This is a genomic window from Clostridia bacterium, from assembly GCA_024653205.1.
Taxonomy (GTDB): Bacteria; Bacillota; DSM-521; order Neomoorellales; family SLTJ01; genus JANLFO01.
This window is the reverse complement of the sequence record JANLFO010000012.1, coordinates 35,281-51,471: the sequence shown is the minus strand read 5'-3', so window position 1 is coordinate 51,471 and position 16,191 is coordinate 35,281. Positions and strand designations below refer to the sequence as shown.

General features: G+C 65.9%; 14 protein-coding genes and 1 tRNA gene. 7 read left to right on the top strand and 8 right to left on the bottom strand.

The window, feature by feature from the left end; translation table 11 throughout:
• Positions 1-766 precede the first annotated feature (766 nt).
• From NUV99_07580 to NUV99_07570, 3 genes are read left to right on the top strand one after another with little or no spacing between them, the layout of a single operon-like run.
• Complete coding sequence (locus tag NUV99_07580; protein ID MCR4419968.1) at positions 767-2,806, top strand: PD-(D/E)XK nuclease family protein; 2,040 nt, start codon at positions 767-769, stop codon at positions 2,804-2,806.
• Positions 2,803-6,420 carry a helicase-exonuclease AddAB subunit AddA gene (addA, locus tag NUV99_07575; GenBank protein MCR4419967.1) on the top strand — a complete coding sequence of 1,206 codons (3,618 nt, stop codon included), beginning with the start codon at positions 2,803-2,805 and terminating at the stop codon, positions 6,418-6,420. The genes NUV99_07580 and addA overlap by 4 nt, the downstream gene beginning before the upstream one ends.
• The gene (locus NUV99_07570; GenBank protein MCR4419966.1) at positions 6,420-6,929 is read left to right on the top strand and encodes a transcription repressor NadR; all 510 of its coding nucleotides are present in this window, start codon (positions 6,420-6,422) and stop codon (positions 6,927-6,929) included. Before addA ends, NUV99_07570 begins: the two co-directional genes overlap by 1 nt.
• 38 nt (positions 6,930-6,967) lie before the next feature.
• Here NUV99_07570 and NUV99_07565 read toward each other — a convergent pair whose 3' ends face one another.
• Positions 6,968-7,468, bottom strand: a complete 501-nt coding sequence (locus NUV99_07565) for a hydrogenase maturation protease (protein MCR4419965.1) — start codon at positions 7,466-7,468, stop codon at positions 6,968-6,970.
• A 269-nt stretch (positions 7,469-7,737) separates the two neighbouring features.
• Between NUV99_07565 and NUV99_07560 the strand changes: the two genes are divergently transcribed.
• Positions 7,738-7,812 (top strand) — tRNA-Thr (locus NUV99_07560).
• A gap of 107 nt (positions 7,813-7,919) precedes the next feature.
• Here NUV99_07560 and NUV99_07555 read toward each other — a convergent pair.
• The 3 genes from NUV99_07555 to NUV99_07545 form a co-directional block, all read right to left on the bottom strand.
• Positions 7,920-8,060 (bottom strand): hypothetical protein, encoded by a 141-nt coding sequence (locus NUV99_07555; protein MCR4419964.1) that lies wholly within the window; start codon positions 8,058-8,060, stop codon positions 7,920-7,922.
• A 4-nt stretch (positions 8,061-8,064) separates the two neighbouring features.
• A complete protein-coding gene (locus tag NUV99_07550) occupies positions 8,065-9,102 on the bottom strand; it encodes a site-specific integrase (protein ID MCR4419963.1) in 1,038 nt (345 codons plus the stop codon).
• 213 nt (positions 9,103-9,315) lie between these two features.
• On the bottom strand, positions 9,316-9,681 hold the full coding sequence (locus NUV99_07545; protein MCR4419962.1) for a helix-turn-helix domain-containing protein: 366 nt from the start codon (positions 9,679-9,681) through the stop codon (positions 9,316-9,318).
• Positions 9,682-10,073: 392 nt separating this feature from the next.
• Between NUV99_07545 and NUV99_07540 the strand changes: the two genes are divergently transcribed.
• The 3 genes from NUV99_07540 to NUV99_07530 all read left to right on the top strand — a co-directional run bounded on the left by NUV99_07540 (position 10,074) and on the right by NUV99_07530 (position 11,041).
• Positions 10,074-10,583, top strand: a complete 510-nt coding sequence (locus NUV99_07540) for an S-layer homology domain-containing protein (protein ID MCR4419961.1) — start codon at positions 10,074-10,076, stop codon at positions 10,581-10,583.
• Between the two features lie 88 nt (positions 10,584-10,671).
• Positions 10,672-10,812 (top strand): hypothetical protein, encoded by a 141-nt coding sequence (locus tag NUV99_07535; GenBank protein ID MCR4419960.1) that lies wholly within the window; start codon positions 10,672-10,674, stop codon positions 10,810-10,812.
• 1 nt (position 10,813) lies between these two features.
• A complete protein-coding gene (locus NUV99_07530) occupies positions 10,814-11,041 on the top strand; it encodes a hypothetical protein (GenBank protein MCR4419959.1) in 228 nt (75 codons plus the stop codon).
• Positions 11,042-11,468: 427 nt separating this feature from the next.
• Here the strand turns inward: NUV99_07530 and NUV99_07525 are convergent, their stop codons facing one another.
• From NUV99_07525 to NUV99_07510, 4 genes are read right to left on the bottom strand one after another with little or no spacing between them, the layout of a single operon-like run.
• Positions 11,469-12,173, bottom strand: a complete 705-nt coding sequence (locus tag NUV99_07525) for an ECF transporter S component (GenBank protein MCR4419958.1) — start codon at positions 12,171-12,173, stop codon at positions 11,469-11,471.
• Positions 12,137-13,921: an ATP-binding cassette domain-containing protein gene (locus NUV99_07520; protein MCR4419957.1), complete on the bottom strand. Its 1,785-nt coding sequence runs from the start codon at positions 13,919-13,921 to the stop codon at positions 12,137-12,139. The genes NUV99_07525 and NUV99_07520 overlap by 37 nt, the downstream gene beginning before the upstream one ends.
• Positions 13,894-14,799 (bottom strand): energy-coupling factor transporter transmembrane protein EcfT, encoded by a 906-nt coding sequence (locus NUV99_07515; GenBank protein ID MCR4419956.1) that lies wholly within the window; start codon positions 14,797-14,799, stop codon positions 13,894-13,896. The genes NUV99_07520 and NUV99_07515 overlap by 28 nt, the downstream gene beginning before the upstream one ends.
• Before the next feature lie 14 nt (positions 14,800-14,813).
• Positions 14,814-16,175, bottom strand: a complete 1,362-nt coding sequence (locus NUV99_07510; protein ID MCR4419955.1) for a stalk domain-containing protein — start codon at positions 16,173-16,175, stop codon at positions 14,814-14,816.
• Between the last annotated feature and the right edge of the window lie 16 nt (positions 16,176-16,191).

The following is a 16,191-nucleotide window of genomic DNA, read 5'->3' as shown; positions in this document are numbered from 1 at the left end:
GCAGTACCGGATGGACCCGGGGGCGATGCGCAGCGGCGTGGACGCCTCGGCCGAGCCTCTACTGGCCGCCAAGCTGGACGATCTCCGGTTGCTGTGGGAGGCCTACCACGCCTTTCTCGAGCAGGGTTACTACGACCCCGACGAACTCCTCTCCCTGGCCGCCCGCCGGCTGCTCGAAGGCCGGCCGTTCGTCGGGGCCGCCCTCTGGGTGGACGGGTTTGCCGGGTTTACACCTCAGGAATACCACCTGCTGGCGGCCCTCTTGGCCCAGGCGGAACGCGCTACCGTTGCCCTGTGTCTGGACCCGGCCGAGGCCGCAGAACCCGAACCCGCGGCCTTTTACCCGGTCGCAAGAACCTACCTTCGCCTGAAAGACCTCGCCGCGAGAATGGGGCTGGCCTGCCGGGAGGAAACCGTGCCTCCGCCCGGCCACGACAGCACCGGCGGCTTTCCCCGCTTTGCCGCCAACCCGGCCCTGGCCCACCTCGAGCAGGAGTTCACCCGCGCCTCACCCCGGACGTACCCCGAGGCGCCGCCGGGTATAGCCGTGTTCCGCGCCCCGGACCCCTGGAGCGAGGTGGAAGAGGCGGCCGCCGAGATACGGCGCCTGGTACAGGGCGGCTATCGCTGCCGGGACGTGGCGGTAATGGTGCGCAATCTTGAGCAGTACCGCCGGATTATCGAGCCCGTCTTTCGCGCCCACGGCATCCCCTACTTTCTGGACTACCGCCGGCCGGCATCCCACCACCCTCTGGTACGTCTTCTAATGGCAGCGGTTGAGGTGGTAACCTCGGGCTGGGCCTCCGAACCCGTATTCCGGGCCTTAAAGACCGATCTCTGGCCCCTCGGCCGCCGGGAGGTCGACGGCCTGGAGAACTATGTGCTCGCCTACGGCATCGAGGGCAGCACCTGGACACAGGCCGAGCCCTGGGACCATCACCTCGGTCCCGACCAGGACCGGCGGGGATTTGCCTGGCTGCTGGAGGAAATCGACGGCCTCCGGCGCCGGCTGGTAGACCTCTTCGGGCCTTTGGGCCGCCGCCCTCCCGACCACCGCCAGACGGGCAGGGAATGGATCGCCGAACTGTGGGGGCTGATCGATAACCTGGAGGTGGCGAAGAGGCTGGAACGGTGGGAGGAAGAGGCCTGGCAGTTGGGAACCCCCGACCTGGCCGAGGAGCACGGCCGGGTCTGGCAGCAGGTGGTTGCCCTGTTCGAGGAACTGGCGGAGGTTCTGGGAGAGGAAGTGCTGGACGCCGCGGAGTTTGCCGAGGTGCTGCGCGCCGCCCTGGAAGGGCTCTCCCTGGGTCTGATCCCGCCCGGCCTCGATCAGGTTCTGGTAGGCTCGATAGAGCGCTCCCGCCAGCCGGACCTGCGCGCCGCACTGGTGCTGGGGCTCAACGAAGGAGTCTTTCCGGCGCGGGCCGTAGAGGAGGGGCTTTTCGACGACCGGGAACGGGAACTGCTGGCCCGGCAGGGCTTTGAGCTGGCCCCCACGCGCTACCAGAGGCTGCTGGCGGAGGACTACCTGGCCTATATTGCCTTTACCCGTCCCCGGGAAACCCTCTGGCTGAGCTACTGCCTGGCGGACGAAGAGGGCCGTCCCCTGCGTCCCTCGCCCTACCTGGCGCGGTTGAGAGACCTTTTCCCCGCTCTGGAAGAAGCGCACCCCGCCCCGGTCCCGGCCGCACCGGAGGAAAGTCCCGCCAGCCGTGAGTCCGGCAGGCTGCCTTCCCGGCTGGTGGAGGCACGGTTTCCCGAGCCGGTGGTCCTGAGCGTATCCCAGCTGGAGAGCTTCGCCCGCTGTCCCTTTGCCTGTTTTGCCGGTCACTTCCTGGATCTGCGGCCCCGGCCCCGGGCCCGAATGGATAAGCTCAGACTGGGGCAGTGGCTGCACGCCGCCCTGTACGAGATAACCCTGGAGCTATCGCGTGAGGGACGCGACTGGAGCGGGCTCACGGCCGAGGACGTAACCCGCTGCTCTCGCCGCGCCGTGCGGGAACTGATGAACGGGTTTGGTTCCGGCCGGAGCTCCGGCACCGGCGGGCCGGCCCTTTGGAGCGGGTGGCTCGAGCGCCTGGTGGGGCGCGCCGTGGAAATACTGGTGCTTCACGCCCGCGCCGGCGGTTTCCGGCCCGTGGCTGTGGAGGTCGCCTTCGGGCCCGGGTCCGACCTGGAGCCGCCGGCGGTCGAACTGGCCGGGGGTCGCACCGTTTTCCTAGCCGGGCGGATCGACCGCCTGGAAGCCGCCCGCGGCAGCGGGGGATGGTACCTCCGGGTCATCGATTTCAAGAGCGGCCAGCTCCTGGCGGCGCGCCGGGAGGTTTTGGCCGGGCTTGCCCTGGCCCTGCCCCTGTACCTGGAGGCCGCCAGGCTCAACGCCCCGCGCCTGCTGCCGGAGGCCGGACCCGCCCGCCCGGCCGGCATGTTCTACTTTCCCCTGGGCAACCCCGTAACCCTGAGCCGGGGACCGCTGGAACCGGAAGAGGCGACAACCGCCGGACGGCGCGGTTTCCGGCTCCAGGGCTGGTTCCTGGCGGAGGAAGAGGTCGCGGGACTGATGGTCCGGGATGCCGCCCTGCGGCCGCACCTGCTTCCCGGCGGGGGGAGGGCGAGAGGGGAGCCCCGGGCCCTATCGGATGGCGAGATGGAGCGTTTGCTGGCCGAGGCCCGGCAGAAGGCGGCGCAGGTGGCGGCCGCCATCCTGGAGGGGGAGATCTCTCCCCGGCCCGCCAGGATACGCGGTCAAACCGATTGCCCCCGGTGCCCGTACGCAGCCGTCTGCCGGCGGGGGGTGGAAGCGTGAAGGCGGCCGCTGAAGCCCGCTGGACCCCGGCCCAGTTGGAGGCGGCCGAAAGACGCGGCGGCGCCTTGCTGGTGGCGGCCGCCGCCGGGACGGGAAAGACGGCGGTCCTGATCGAGCGGATAAGGCGATGGGTTCTGGCGCCGCCGGGGGTGGATCTGGACCGTCTCCTGGTGGTTACCTTCACCGAAGCTGCGGCCTCGGAGGTCAGGGAGCGATTGGCCGACAGCCTGCGCCGGGCGCTCGAGAAGGATCCGGAAAACCTTCACCTCAAGCGTCAACTTGTGCGGCTGGGCCAGGCCTGGATCTGCACCCTGCACTCCTTCTGCCTGCAGCTTCTGCGGCGCTACTTCTACCACGCGGGGCTGGACCCGGAATTCCGCGTGGCGGGAGAGGAGGAATGCAAGCTCTTACAGGCCGAAATCGCCTCCTCGGTCCTGGAAGAAGGCTACGCCGAGAATCCCCGGGCAGTAATCCGGCTGCTGGAGCATTACGGGAGCGGGCGCGGCCCGGAGGCCCTTCTGGAACTGGTGCTGCACCTCTACCGCTTCAGTCTGAGCCATCCGCATCCGCAGGAGTGGCTGGACGAGGTGGCCGCCAGCTTCCTGCAGGCTCCTGCGGCCGAGCCGGAACAGCTGGTCTGGACGCAGGAGGTAAAGGACGCGCTGGCGTTGGAACTGGTCACGGCGGCAGAATGGCTGGCGGCGGCAGGAGAAATCGCCTCCGGCGCCGAGCCCCTGGGGGTGTGGGCACCGGTCCTGGCCGGGGAATACCGGACCATGGAAGACCTGGCCCGGGCGGCCGGGGATGGTCCCTGGGAGGAATGGCGCCGGAGGCTCGGCAGCTTCGCCTTTGGCCGGCTCCCGGCCGCCCGGCGGGAGGACCCCTCGCGTCCCTTTCCGGAAAGGGAACGGGCCCGCGAGCTGAGAGACCGCGCCAAGGAACGGGTGAGGGCTCTCAGGGAATACTACGGGGAGCTATCGGCCGAACGCATCCGGGCGGATCTGGCCCGCGTGGCCCCGCTCATGCAGGGGCTGGTGCGGCTCACGCAACGTTTCGCCGAAGCCTACCGCCGGGCCAAAGAGCTCAGAAGAATACTGGACTTCGCCGACCTCGAACACTATACCGTGCGGCTGCTGGAAGACCCGGAGCTTCCGGTAGCCGGGGAACTCCGCGCCCGCCTGGTGGAGGTCCTGGTGGACGAATGCCAGGACCTCAACCCGGTTCAGGAGGCCATACTCCGGCTCCTGGCCCCGGAGAACCTGTTCATGGTAGGCGACGCGCGGCAGAGCATCTATCGTTTCCGCCTGGCGGAGCCCCGCCTTTTTTCGGAAAGACTGCGCCGGCTCAAGCCCCAGGGCCGCCTGATCAACCTCAACGTCAACTTCCGCAGCCGGCGGCCGGTGCTCGAGGCGGTCAATTTCCTCTTCCGGCAGCTCGGCGAGAGCGGCGAGCAGGACCCCGATGATCTGGTCTACGGCGCTTCCTACACGCCGGCGGACCCGGCCGCTGCCGCCGAGGGTCCGGTGGAGGTTTACCTGCTGGAGCCGGCCCATAACGAGGGCGAGGAGCCGCAGGAGGAGAGCGGGCCGGAAAGGGAAGCCCGGCTGATAGCCGGCCGGCTGCGCAGGATGGTGGAGGGCACTCCGGAGAAACCCGGGCCGGAGTTCATGGTGTGGGAGGGAGACCGGTACGTGCCCGTAGGATACGGGCACATCGCCGTGCTCCTGCGGGCCACGCGCGAGCGGGCCAATGCCTACGCCGAGGTCCTGCAGCGAATGGGGCTACCGGCCAGGGCCGAGCTGTCTGCCGGGTATTTCGAGGCCCCGGAGGTGCGTCTGCTGACCGCCCTGCTGGAAATAGCCGATAACCCCTACCAGGACATACCCCTGGCGGCGGTGCTTCGCTCTCCGGTGGTGGGGCTGACCGACGAGGAATTGGCCGAGGTACGCCTGTGCCGGCGCGGCACCAGCCTCTACGAGGCGCTGCTGGCCGCTTCCGCCTCGGCTCCTCACCTCAAGCCGTTCCTCTCCCGCCTGGACCGGTGGCGCACCCTGGTAAGGCAGCGGCCCCTACCCGACGCCATATGGCAGCTCCTGGAAGAAAGCAGCCTCTACCGCCTGGCAGGTGAACTGGCCGAGGGCAGGCAGCGCCAGGCCAACCTGCGGGCTCTGATCGGCCTGGCCCGGAAATTCGAGAGCACCGACGGCCGGGGCCTCGGAGCCTTCCTCGACTACCTGGAGCGGCTGCGGGAAAGCGACGCGGACCTGGGTCCGGCAGCGCCGGGCGCCGGGCAGGGGCAAGCCGTGCGCATAATGAGCATTCACAAGGCCAAGGGGCTGGAATTTCCTGTGGTGGTCCTGGCGGACCTGGGGCGGCCGTTTAACCTCGGGGAAACCAAGGGCGACCTGCTGCTGCACCGCGACCTGGGCCTCGGCCCGATGCTGGTGGACCCGGAGCGGGGTTACAAGTACCCCACCTGGGCCTGGCTGGCAATCCGGGAGCGCAACCGCCGGGAGGTGCTGGAGGAGGAGAAGCGTATACTGTATGTGGCCCTTACCCGGGCGCGCGAGCGCCTGATCCTGGTGGGCACCCAAAGAGACCTGGCGGCCAGGGCCCGGGAGTGGAGCCGGGCCGCGTGGCGGCAAGGGTGGTCGCTGGGCCCGGCCTGGCTGCGGCAGGCCAACTGCTACCTCGACTGGCTGGGTCCGGCGCTGGCCCGGCACGCTGACGGTTGGCCGCTGCGCCGGCTGGGCGGCGGGCCCGGGCCAAAAGACGGCGCCGTAGCCAACCATCCCTCCCGGTGGCAGGTGTTTCTGCTCCCCGAGGTTTGCCTGCCCGCGGGCGTGGCGGAGACCCGGGTGCGTGGCACGGCACGAGCGGGTGGAGCAGGGCAGGCTGCGGCCGAGACTTCCCAGGGCGCGTTCGACCGCCAGTTGGCGCAGACCGCGGCCAAGGTCACGGTAAGCGAGTTGATGGCGGCGCTGGAGACCGAGGGTGATCTTCCCGGGCGGCCGCTTTGGAGGAGCAGTCTTCGCACGAAACCCGCCTTTCTCGGTGCCCAGGCCGAGACCGAGGCCGAGCGGGTGGGCCGGATCACCCACCTGGTGCTGGAGCACCTGGACCTCTCGGGCGATCTGGACCGGCAGGACCTGGAAAAGCAGTTGGCCGGCCTGACGGAAAAGGGGCTGCTTACCCCCGAGGAGGCGGAACGGGTCGACACCGCCTCGCTGGTTTGGTTCTGGAGTTCATCGCTGGGCAGGGAACTGCGTGCCCGGGCCCGGCGGTTGGCGCGGGAGGTCAGCTTCGGGGCAGGACTGCCCGCACGGCTCGTACACCCGGAGCTGCCCCCAGAAACGGCGGCAGAAGAGAAGGTACTGGTGCAGGGCAAGATCGACCTGCTGGCGGAAGTGGAAGACGGCTTCCTGCTGGTGGACTTCAAGACCGGCAGGGAGCCCGAGGAACGGGAACGGCTGGCAACCTATGTCCGGCAGTTGTTCTACTACGCCCGGGCGGTAGAGGCCGTTTTCGGACGGAAGGTTAGGGAGGCCTATCTGGTCTTCCTGGGGGAAGGGAAGATAGTACCCGTAGGCGTGGGGGAAACGGGGGAAGCATGATGCGGCGCAGGGAAAGAATCCTGGAATACCTGCGGCAGGCCGGAAAGCCGGTCACCGGCAGCCAGCTGGCGGAGGCCATGGGAGTGAGTCGGCAGGTTATCGTGCAGGATATCGCTCTGCTGCGGGCGGCGGGGACGGAAATCCTGGCCACTCCCCAGGGTTACGTCTGGCAGCCGCCGGCGCGTGAACAGGCGGCCCGGGCGGTAATTGCTGTCAACCACCCGCCCGAAGACACCGAAACCGAACTCAACCTCCTGGTCGATTTCGGTCTCAAGGTCGTAGACGTAGTAGTAGAGCACCCGGTTTACGGCGAGCTCCGAGGCTACCTGATGCTGCAGTCCCGGCGGGACGTGCAGCTCTTCCTTCAGCGAGTTCAGGGAGCCGGGGCAGGGCTGCTTTGCAGCCTTACCGGCGGGGTGCACCTGCATACCGTGGAATACTCGCGGGAGGAAGACTTCCGGCTGGCCTGCCGGGCGCTGGCCGAACGCGGGATCCTGTTGAGAGGGTAGGAGTTAACCCCGGGGCAAGTCCGGGTGCGTCGCCCCGTCTAAGTCGCACGGTCTAACCAGGATCGTATCTCGCTGCTTACCGCCTCCACCAGCCGGGGCAGAACCCCGGCCACCTCGGGGGAGAGTTCGGTACCCCAGTCAATCCTCGCCGGCTCAACGCCGTACACCACGGCCCGGGAAGGACCGCGCCCCAGCAGCTTCAGCAGATGCCAGGCATGGGCAAGATCGAGATCGTGCAGGGAAACCGCGCCCGGGGGCAGGATGGTTTCCTCCACCGCCTCCAGGGGAAAGCGGTAGATGGTACCCGGCGCTTCGCCCGCCCTCACGCAGTCCATGATTACGGCCGCCTCGGTGTCTTCCAGGTACGGGAGAATACCCGGACCGGCCGTGCCTGCGTCCACCAGCCTGACCTCCGGAGGCCAGTCTTCCCGGGACAACTCGCGCAGGGCGTGAATGCCCACCCCGTCGTCGGCCATCAGCAGGTTGCCCACGCCGATAACCGTAACCTTGGCCTTGTCCGTGGCGCCGGGACGGTCCATGTAAGGGTCTGGCCCCCCTGTACGTGCAGCGGCCCACCGTGGCCGCGCTTCTCGTTCATTAAGGGAATTCCCCTGCTAAGCGGAGGAATCCTTCTCCCTGCCCAAACAGGCCCTCTCGCCCTCGCCTCCAGGGCCGACATCTGCTTACACCCTCGACATTGCCTCACGAGGCAGAACCAGGGCAAAAGGTACGGACCCCTCGGCCGGAAAAGGCTATTGATTTCTCCCCACCATTCTAGTACAATAGGCGCGGTTGAAAGGGCTGCAATGCTGACGTAGCTCAGTGGTAGAGCAGCGCACTCGTAATGCGCAGGCCGAGGGTTCGAATCCCTCCGTCAGCTCCAGGAAAATCTAGACGCCGCAAGGATTTGCGGCGTTTCTTTTTTCTGGATAATGCCGTACAGCCCGCTTTTTGGGAGCAAATTGGGAGCAAACGAGGCCAAAATAAAACTCACGTCTTGGCCTGCCGCCTCTTGCCTCCGGAGATGATTTCGTCCAGCACCTCCGCCGCCTTCCGGTCCACGCTCTCTAGAGCCCGGGTGTAGAACATGTCCGTGGTCCTGGTATCCGCATGGCCCAGGCGGCGGCTCACGTTCTTAAGCGATATTCCTTCGGCAATGAGCAGCGTGGCAGACAGAGGTATGGCGAAGAGCCTGGATCGCCTGGAACTTCATCCGCGGCAGGCCGTGCCGCTCCAGGAATTCGGCAAACCAACTGGTAGCGGTGTCCGGATGCATGGGCCGGCCGTTCCAGGTGGTGAAGAGCCTGCCCGATTTCTCCCACAGATCACCCACTTTAAGCCTTTCCTCGGCCTGATGGGCCCTGTACTGCTTCAGAAGCTCCATTACCGACGACGGTACGGATATGATGCGCCTTGAGGTTTCGGTTTTGGGCTCCTTGGTGAAGACGCCCCTCTCGGGCAGGTACTGGCTGGCCTGCCGGACCTCTATGGTGCAGTTCTCAAAATCCACATCATGCCATTCCAAGCCTAAGAGCTCCCCTCGGCGAAGGCCGGTAGCCAAGGCAAGGACTACCAGAACCTTATATTTCAGGGGTTCCAAGGTGGCGAGAAGCCGGGCCGTCTGCTCATGGTCATAAGCTTCGGGCTCCTTTCGCTTCGTCTTGGGGGGATCGACCTTGCTTGCCGGGTTCATTGACAGAAGCCCCCACTTAACCGCGTGGCTGAAGAGGCTGCTGATTACCCGGTGGTGGTAAAGAACCGACGCTTCTGACAGTTTACCCGGCCTGCCATCCCTGCGGGCTCCCTCCTTACGGAGGCTGTTATAGAACTCGACCAGGTGCAGGGGCTTTACCTGTTCCAGCTTGAGGTGGCCCATAGCTTCCACGGCGCGGGCCAGGCATTCCTTATAGCGGTGGGCGGTCTTGGGTGCCAGCTCCACCTCGACGTACTCCCGGACCCACCTTTCCGCAAAGTCTTTGAGCGTTAGCTTGGACGGCTTGATGTAAAGCCCTTTTTGCACTTCGGCGCTGAACACATCCAGCAGTTTCCTAGCCTCCCGTTCGCTGGTGGCCTCCGGGAGATACGTATCGCAGCACTCGCCGTGGTAAAACCGCCCGCATTTTCGACAGAACCGGAAAGCCGGCTTCCAACCGTGGGTAAATCCCAGGACCATCTCCGCGACAGCAGCCCTGGCCTCACTCTTGCACTGGCAAAGCCAGCCAAGGCGCCCGCCTCGGGTGAGATGGTTTAACATAACCCGGATTTTGTTAAGCGGCGATAAATAGCAAGGTTGTCAAACAATTTTTAAAAAATTTACGTAAAAAATAAAAAGCCCGAACCGCTGGAGTAGGTTTACCCAATATTCCTGGCCATAGCGACGGATTGTTCACTTGGTAGCCGGGAGGGAGACTTGATACTGTTTAAGCAACTTGGCAAAGTCCCAGAGAAGGTTCATTTGGCCCTCGCTACACTCTCGAAGCAAGTCCTTTAGGTCTGCAATAAGCCGGTCCTCGGGCGCGGCTACCGTCTCTTCGATTTCGTCCATTGCGCCGACAATTGACGATAGGGGAACATGAAGGGCGGCAGCAAGGCGTTCAAGCGCCTCAAGGCTGGGGAGACGCGCCCCCGCCTCGATTTTTGCCACATAGGTCGGATGAAGCCCGGCATGTTCGGCAAGCTGCTCCTGCGTCATACTACGGGCTTGCCGCAGGGTGCGCAGGCGCGCCCCCAGTCTCTGCCGCCTGTCTTTCACTTTGCCACCTTCCCTCTTCCCTCTGCTAATATTCTTCGCTTCTCTGCGGTGGGTCAATTTTTATTTTGTCAGACCCAGAGACAGGAAGGAATAGCCCCTCAGTCTGTCGAATTAGACTATCTGTCATAATCGCTTGCCTACCTGTCTATTAGGCCGCAACATGAGAACGCACAAATCAGTCTTGGGTTGGCGAGAAAGGAGGTGCTAAGTCGTACTTTATTTCAGACCGCCTTGGTAAAGGGGGGATCTGCACCAGGGAAGGTAAGTAGACATTCCTACCAATCGGCCAGAATTCAAAAACCGGCAAGGGAGGAGGAAGAAGAATTGATGGCAAAAAAGGCGGTTGTCTTGTTGATTGCTTGATTGCCTAGGACATCGAGGTAATGGCGGGAATGGGCATTGCCGTCGGTGTGGCTCCCGATCGCTTCAACCGCAATGGCCAGGTTACTCGGGCGGAGTTCACTGCCCTCCTGATCAGGACCCTGGGCATCGCTGAGACCAAACCCGCCGCGGCGAGCTTCAAGGACATGAGCCCCGACGCCTCGTACTTTGGCGCGGTAGAGGCCGCTAGGGCCGCAGGCTTGGTGGGCAGCTATCCCGACGGGAGCTTCAGGCCCCAGGCCAGCATGACCCGCGAGGAGATCGCCGCGATGGTGGTGAGGGCTCTTGCCAACGCTGGCAAGCCCCTCGTGGTGGCCGACCCTGAGGCGGTACTGGCCCGGTTCGCGGACAAGGCCGCCATCGGTCCGTGGGTGCGGGAGGCCGGGGCACAGGCCGCGGAGGCGAGCATCGTTAGAGGCCGGGAAGGCAACCGATTTGCCCCTAAGGAGAACACCACCCGGGCCGAGGCTGTGGTCATGCTGAGGCGCCTCTTGGTAATCCTGGGCCGGATCGCCGGCTAGGAAGCCAGGAAAGCCTGGGGGAGGAGGTGGACAACGGACCTGTCTCCTCCCCTGCAGTTGAAACTACCAGGCGGGGCAGGAGAGAGCAATGGTGTATTGGGCTGCTTTGGCGTTTATTGCCGGCGGCATGTTGGGTTTTCTGGCGGCCTGCCTACTTCAGGCCGCGAGCCGGGCCGATAGCTTGACGGAAAGGCAGCCGGCGGCCGCAGGGAAGGACAGGTGGGAATGAAATGGGCAAGAAGGCTACCGGGCGAGGATCCCCGGGCGGCGGGGGTTTCCTTTCGGCTAGGGGCGGGCCGCGGCCCCGCCCCGGCTACGGCGGACAAAAGCCCGCCCCGCCGGACGGCGAGACCGCCCGGCAGGACGACGGTATCACAGAGCGGATATGCGGTCCTGAAGACCTGGAGCGGCTGGGCATTCCGGTGCTGGGGTGCGTCCCAGAGTTCCGCCAGGAGTGAGGATGTTGCCCCAGCCGGGGAGAAGCCCGAGGAAAACGGGAGAGGAAGCAGATAGATGCGCGCCAAGCGATGCCCACAATGCGGCGGAGTCTCGTACTCCTGCCGGACCGTTCTGCCGTGGCCTTGTCCCTTTTGCGGGGCGAAATGTTTTTACGTCCCTGACGAACCCTACCCGCCAGAGAAGGAGAACGCAATGGCGCCGGTTTTTATCGCGCTTTCCGCCCCCACCCTCGCACGGAAACGGGGGGAGGGGTGCGATGGCATGATGTGCTCTAGGAAAGTAAGGCCCCGCAGGGATTTGCGGGGTTGCTTTTTCTAGATAAACGCCGAAACAGCCCGGTCAGTTCCTCGGCCCGCGCCAGCACCGGTCTTGCACGGCCTTCCCGGTGGTTCTGCTGCGAAGCGTGGGGTCAAAAGCGGTACCGTTTTACAGATACCCCGGTGGGCCGTAACTGATCCGTAGGCGGTTACGGAACCGGCACAGGTGGCGGAGTACCCGCGGTCCTGCGATCAGGAATAGGCCCAGATTGCTAAGGGCATGGGCGGTATCGAAGGGAAAACTGGCGGCGCTGGCGGCGAGAAAGCCGGAGAGCCCCGTAGCAGGTAGGAAGGCGGCCCAAAACCAGAGATTCATCAGCAGTCCGAACACATAGCCCCATGCCAAGCCGAAGACGGCGAGCCCCGTCCGGCTTGGGTTGGGTTGCAGACGCGCCAGCCAGCCGGCGCTGGCGCCGGCCAAACCCCAGGCCAGCATCTGAAAGGGCGTCCAGGGACCGTGGCCCAGGAAGAAGTTGGAGACCAGGGCTGCGGTGGAGCCCACCATGAAGCCGGTCGAAGGGCCGAAGACCAGACCGGCGCAAATCACCAGGAAGGTCGTGGGCTGCACGCTGGGCAGGGCGGCGAAGGGCACGCGGCTGAGGGCAGCGAGTGTTCCCAACGTGGCCGCAAGGCTCAGTTCCCCCGCGGAAAGCGCCCTGGCCTCCCAGATCCATCCGGCCAGGACCGGTGCCGCCGTGGCCAGGAGAAAGCCCGCCAGGCCCCAGTCCATGGAAGTAAAAGCCAGGAGGAGCAGGCCGCCGGCTACGGCCGGAAGCGCTAGGTAGTTTGGGAGCTGACGCCGGTGGTGCCGCATATGCATTCCCTCTCTCCTCTCCCAAACCACCGTAACGCTTCCTCTACGGTCAAGACCGCGGTCTTCTCCCCACGGAAAAGCCGCCCTATTTGCGGGCAGTAGAATAGGGAGGAGGCCAATACTTCCGCCGCCGGGCCGTCGGCCACCACCGCACCGTCGCTCATCATTACCACCCGATCGGCGTAGCGGGCGGCAAACTCGGTATCGTGGGTGACCAGTACCACCCCCCTTCCTTCCGCCACTATCTCCCGCAGCCAGGCACCGAGCCTCTCCTTCAGGCACGCGTCCATTCCCCGCGTGGGCTCGTCCAACAGCAAGAGCCGTGGCCCGGCTACCAGCAGCAGGGCCAGAGCCACGCGCTGGCGCTCGCCGGCGCTGAGTTCCCGGGGGTAACGGTGGCGCAGGGAGGCCAAGCCCAACCTGTCCAAGGTGGCGGCTACGGCGCCGTTGTCCGTCCGGCCCAGAGCCGACAGGGTAAAGGCGAGCTCTTCCTCTACCGTGTCCCGAAATAGATAGTCGTTAGGGTCCTGGGAAAGGTAGGCCACGCCGGCGGCCAGACCAATGCCTTCCCCCGTTGTCCGCACCTTTCCTCGTGCCGGTCGCAACAGCCCGGCGATCAGCTTCAGGAGGGTGGTCTTGCCGGCGGCGTTCTCCCCCAGAAGGGCCGTCAGCTCGCCGCCACGGATCACCAGACCCACGTCCTTGAGCGCCTCGTGGCCGTTGGGGTAGGCGAACCAGACGCCGTGGAGTTCGGCCAGAACCGGAGACAGGCCCGGCGGCTGGCGGTCCGGGAAAGAGGAAGGGGAGGCGGCGTCCTCGCCCCCGCCTGAATCGCAGCTGACGGCGTAGCGTTGAACGGCTATACCGGTCGCACCGGGCGATGGAAAGGGGTTATCGTCCGGAACGGAACCGGGTTCGGGTCGCCGGGACAGGAGAGCCGGCAACTCCCGCCGGGCCTCCTTTACCGTAAGCGGTATCCGGGCGGCTCCCAGGGCGGCGAACAGCCGGGTTACCGGCGGCAGGAAGGGAAGAAGGCGGTCATCCTGCCGGCGGGCCAGATCTGCCGGCGGGGCGCAGGCCACGATCTTCCCACCCTCCAGCACTACCAGCCGGTCGGCCAGGTGCAGGCATCGCTCCAGCCGGTGCTCCACCAGCACCACCGTGCAGCCCATTTCCCGATTGAGGCGTTCTACCAAGTGCAGGAACTCCTCCGCCGCCACCGGGTCGAGTTGGGAGGTGGGCTCGTCCAGAATCAGCACCTCCGGCTGCATGGCCAGCACCGCCGCCAGGGCCAGCTTCTGCTTTTGGCCACCCGACAGGTTGCCGGTGAATTCCCCCTTGAGGTGGGTCAGTCCCAGGAAGCCGGTTACCTCGGCCAGCCGCCGCCCGATCTCCGACGGGGGCAGCCCCAGGTTCTCCGGCCCGAATACGATTTCAGCTTCCACCGAGGTCATGACCAGCTGCTTTTCCGGGTCCTGAAACACCAGGCCTACCCGCCCGGCGAGGTAACGGGGATCGAGCGCCCGCAGGTCTTTCCCCCGGAAAAGCACCCTTCCTTGCTGCCGGCCGCCGTAAAACCGTGGAGACAGCCCGGCCAACAAGCGCGCCAGGGTGGACTTGCCCGATCCCGATCCCCCGGCCAGCACCACCATTTCCCCCTCTTCAATGGTCAGACTGATGCCGGCCAGGGCGGGTCGATCGGTCTGCGGATACCAGTAGCTCAGATCTTCGATCGCAAATAGGGCCAATACTGCCACCCCCAACTCAGAATGGCCGGCAGGGAGAGTCCGGCAAGCACCGCCATCGGCAGCCAGAAGTCATTGTGGTCTAGGGGCGCCAGTCGCGGGTAACAGGCGTAACCGGCGGCCCCGGTGAGCAGGGCGTAGGAGGAAAGGGTGAGGCTCAGCCCCACGCCGGCCAGCACCGAGGCGTCCCGGGGCCGGAGAACTTCCCGCCGGAAGTGACTGCGGGGGCCGCACCCCAGCCCCCGGGCCTGGAGGGCCTCGGCGGTTTCTAGCGCGCCTTCCAAGCAGGAAACCAGCAGCACGTCCAGCAGCCAACCGGCCTTATCCAGCCGACTTCGAAGGCTCCCTCCCTCCAGGTTCACTCCCCGCACCTGGAGGGCCTCCCGTGCACGCACCAATTCGCAGGCGACGTTGGGCAGGGAGCGGGTGGCAAGGGACAGCACCAGCGAGGAACGGTAGGCCCAGCGCGAAAAGATGCCCAAGAGCCGGTCGGGGTGCAGGGTGGTGCTGGCTACGCAGAAGGCGGTGAGTACCCCCAGAAGCCTCATTCCCACGATCGCCCCGTAGACCAGGGCTTCCAACGAGACCCTCGCCGGTCCGGCACGGAGGATGACCGTCGCACCGCCCGGCGAGGCCGCGGCATTGATCAAGAGCATTAGCCCGGCGGTCCACAGCCCTAAGCGGAGGTAAAACCGCCACTTGGCGACTGCCTGGGCGGCGGTTACCCCCAGGGCGCCGGCGGCCAGCACCGCCAGCAGGTAAAGCGGGTGGGAGAAAACCAGGGCCAGACCCGCCAGGCTCCCGCAGTAGGCAAGGAGAGTCGCGGTGTGCAGGCGCTGCAGCAGCACGTCTTTGGGCTCGTAGAAAAGGCGCTCGAACAAGATCGGGGCCTCCCTCACTCGGCGGTGATCACTATTTCGCCCCTCGAGGGCTCCCAGGTTACACGGCAGCCCAGGCCTTCGGCCACGTAGCGGGCGGGAAGGTAGGTGCGGCCGTTTCGCACCACCGGCGCCACGTCCAGGGCCTGGAGCTGTCCGTTTACCAATAGGAGCGGCCTTCCAATGACCAGCGTCAGGCGGGTGTGCCCTTTGATCAGGGTTACCTGCCGAGGCGCGGCTTCAAACCGGATACCCTCTTCCGGCACACCCAGGGCGAGGGCCAGGAAGCGCACCGGGACCAGAGTCCGCCCGTCCTGTACGAAGGGCGCGGCGCCGGGCTCGAATTGGTGACTCTCTTCTCTTCCTTCCCGTATCATTGTGTAGTGGTTCCGGCCCAACCGGAACCGGACCTGAAACCCTTGTGAGCAAGGAGTGGGAGAGGAGACAGGCGCCGAGACGGGAGTGCCCAGGAGCCAGCTCCGGAGGGCCTCCGGCTGGCGCATGGCGGACAGGGCCAGGAGGGCCTGCTGGGTGGCCATCTCGTTGGCGCCGCCGCCTCTTACGTGCTCAAAGGCGCCGCCGGGCAGCTGAAAGCGCAGGAGGGCGGTGACCGGGTCGCCTTCCGGCTTGCGGAAGTCCGCACCCTGCGGGTCCAGGCCTAGTGCCACCAATCCCAAGATGACGGCGCTGCAGGACTCGGCGTTCTCCGCTCCCCAGGAGGAAAAGGCGCCGTCGGGAAGCTGCGCGGTCTTCAGGTACTCTACCGCCCTTTGAACCGCCGGGCTCTCGGGAGTTTCTCCCAGGGCAGCCAGGGCCATGAGCGCCATGCCGGTGGTGTCCACGTCCGCCGTATCGGAGTTGAGGGCGTCCCAGTGGAAAGAACCGTCCGGGTGCTGGCGCTCGATCAGCCACCTGCGGGCCGCCTCGGGCCGGGGCAGGGGCTCTCCGGCAGCCTTGAGGGCCAGTATCGCCCAGAGGTGCGCGTTCACCAGCCTCTCGCCCCCTTCCAGTAGGTGGTCGGCAAACTTGCCCGAAGGGAGCTGGGCGGCGGCCAGTTCGGCCACCAGGTTTCTGCCCTGGTAGTCAGAAGGGTTTTGCCCCGCTGCTAGAAGAGTGAGGATCAACAGTGCGCGGGTGGTGGTCTCCTGGCCTTCCAGAGATTGCAGCGTCCGGCCTACCCTGGCCGCGCTCAGGGGCTCGCCGCAGACGGCCAGCGCCACGTAGCTCCAAGGAGAAAGCGCTCCCCGGTTTCTTTCCGTTTCCAGCAGATAATCTCTTGCCTGCGCCAGCGCCCGGTTGACCGCTGAATCGGCCCGGGCGGAAGGCGCCAAATAAGTCAGCAGCACCAGCAGCAACAAGGCACCAAGTATCCGTTTCAACATCGACGCCTCCCCT

Excerpts from the sequence above, each read along its gene's own strand:
- NUV99_07525 (MCR4419958.1), bottom strand. The coding sequence starts at position 12,173 with ATGCGGCACCACCGGCGTCAGCTCCCAAACTACCTAGCGCTTCCGGCC.
- NUV99_07565 (MCR4419965.1), bottom strand. The coding sequence starts at position 7,468 with ATGGACCGTCCCGGCGCCACGGACAAGGCCAAGGTTACGGTTATCGGC.
- NUV99_07540 (MCR4419961.1), top strand. The coding sequence starts at position 10,074 with ATGGGCATTGCCGTCGGTGTGGCTCCCGATCGCTTCAACCGCAATGGC.
- NUV99_07535 (MCR4419960.1), top strand. The coding sequence starts at position 10,672 with ATGGTGTATTGGGCTGCTTTGGCGTTTATTGCCGGCGGCATGTTGGGT.
- NUV99_07570 (MCR4419966.1), top strand. The coding sequence starts at position 6,420 with ATGCGGCGCAGGGAAAGAATCCTGGAATACCTGCGGCAGGCCGGAAAG.
- NUV99_07550 (MCR4419963.1), bottom strand. The coding sequence starts at position 9,102 with ATGGTCCTGGGATTTACCCACGGTTGGAAGCCGGCTTTCCGGTTCTGT.
- NUV99_07530 (MCR4419959.1), top strand. The coding sequence starts at position 10,814 with ATGGGCAAGAAGGCTACCGGGCGAGGATCCCCGGGCGGCGGGGGTTTC.
- NUV99_07580 (MCR4419968.1), top strand. The coding sequence starts at position 767 with ATGGCAGCGGTTGAGGTGGTAACCTCGGGCTGGGCCTCCGAACCCGTA.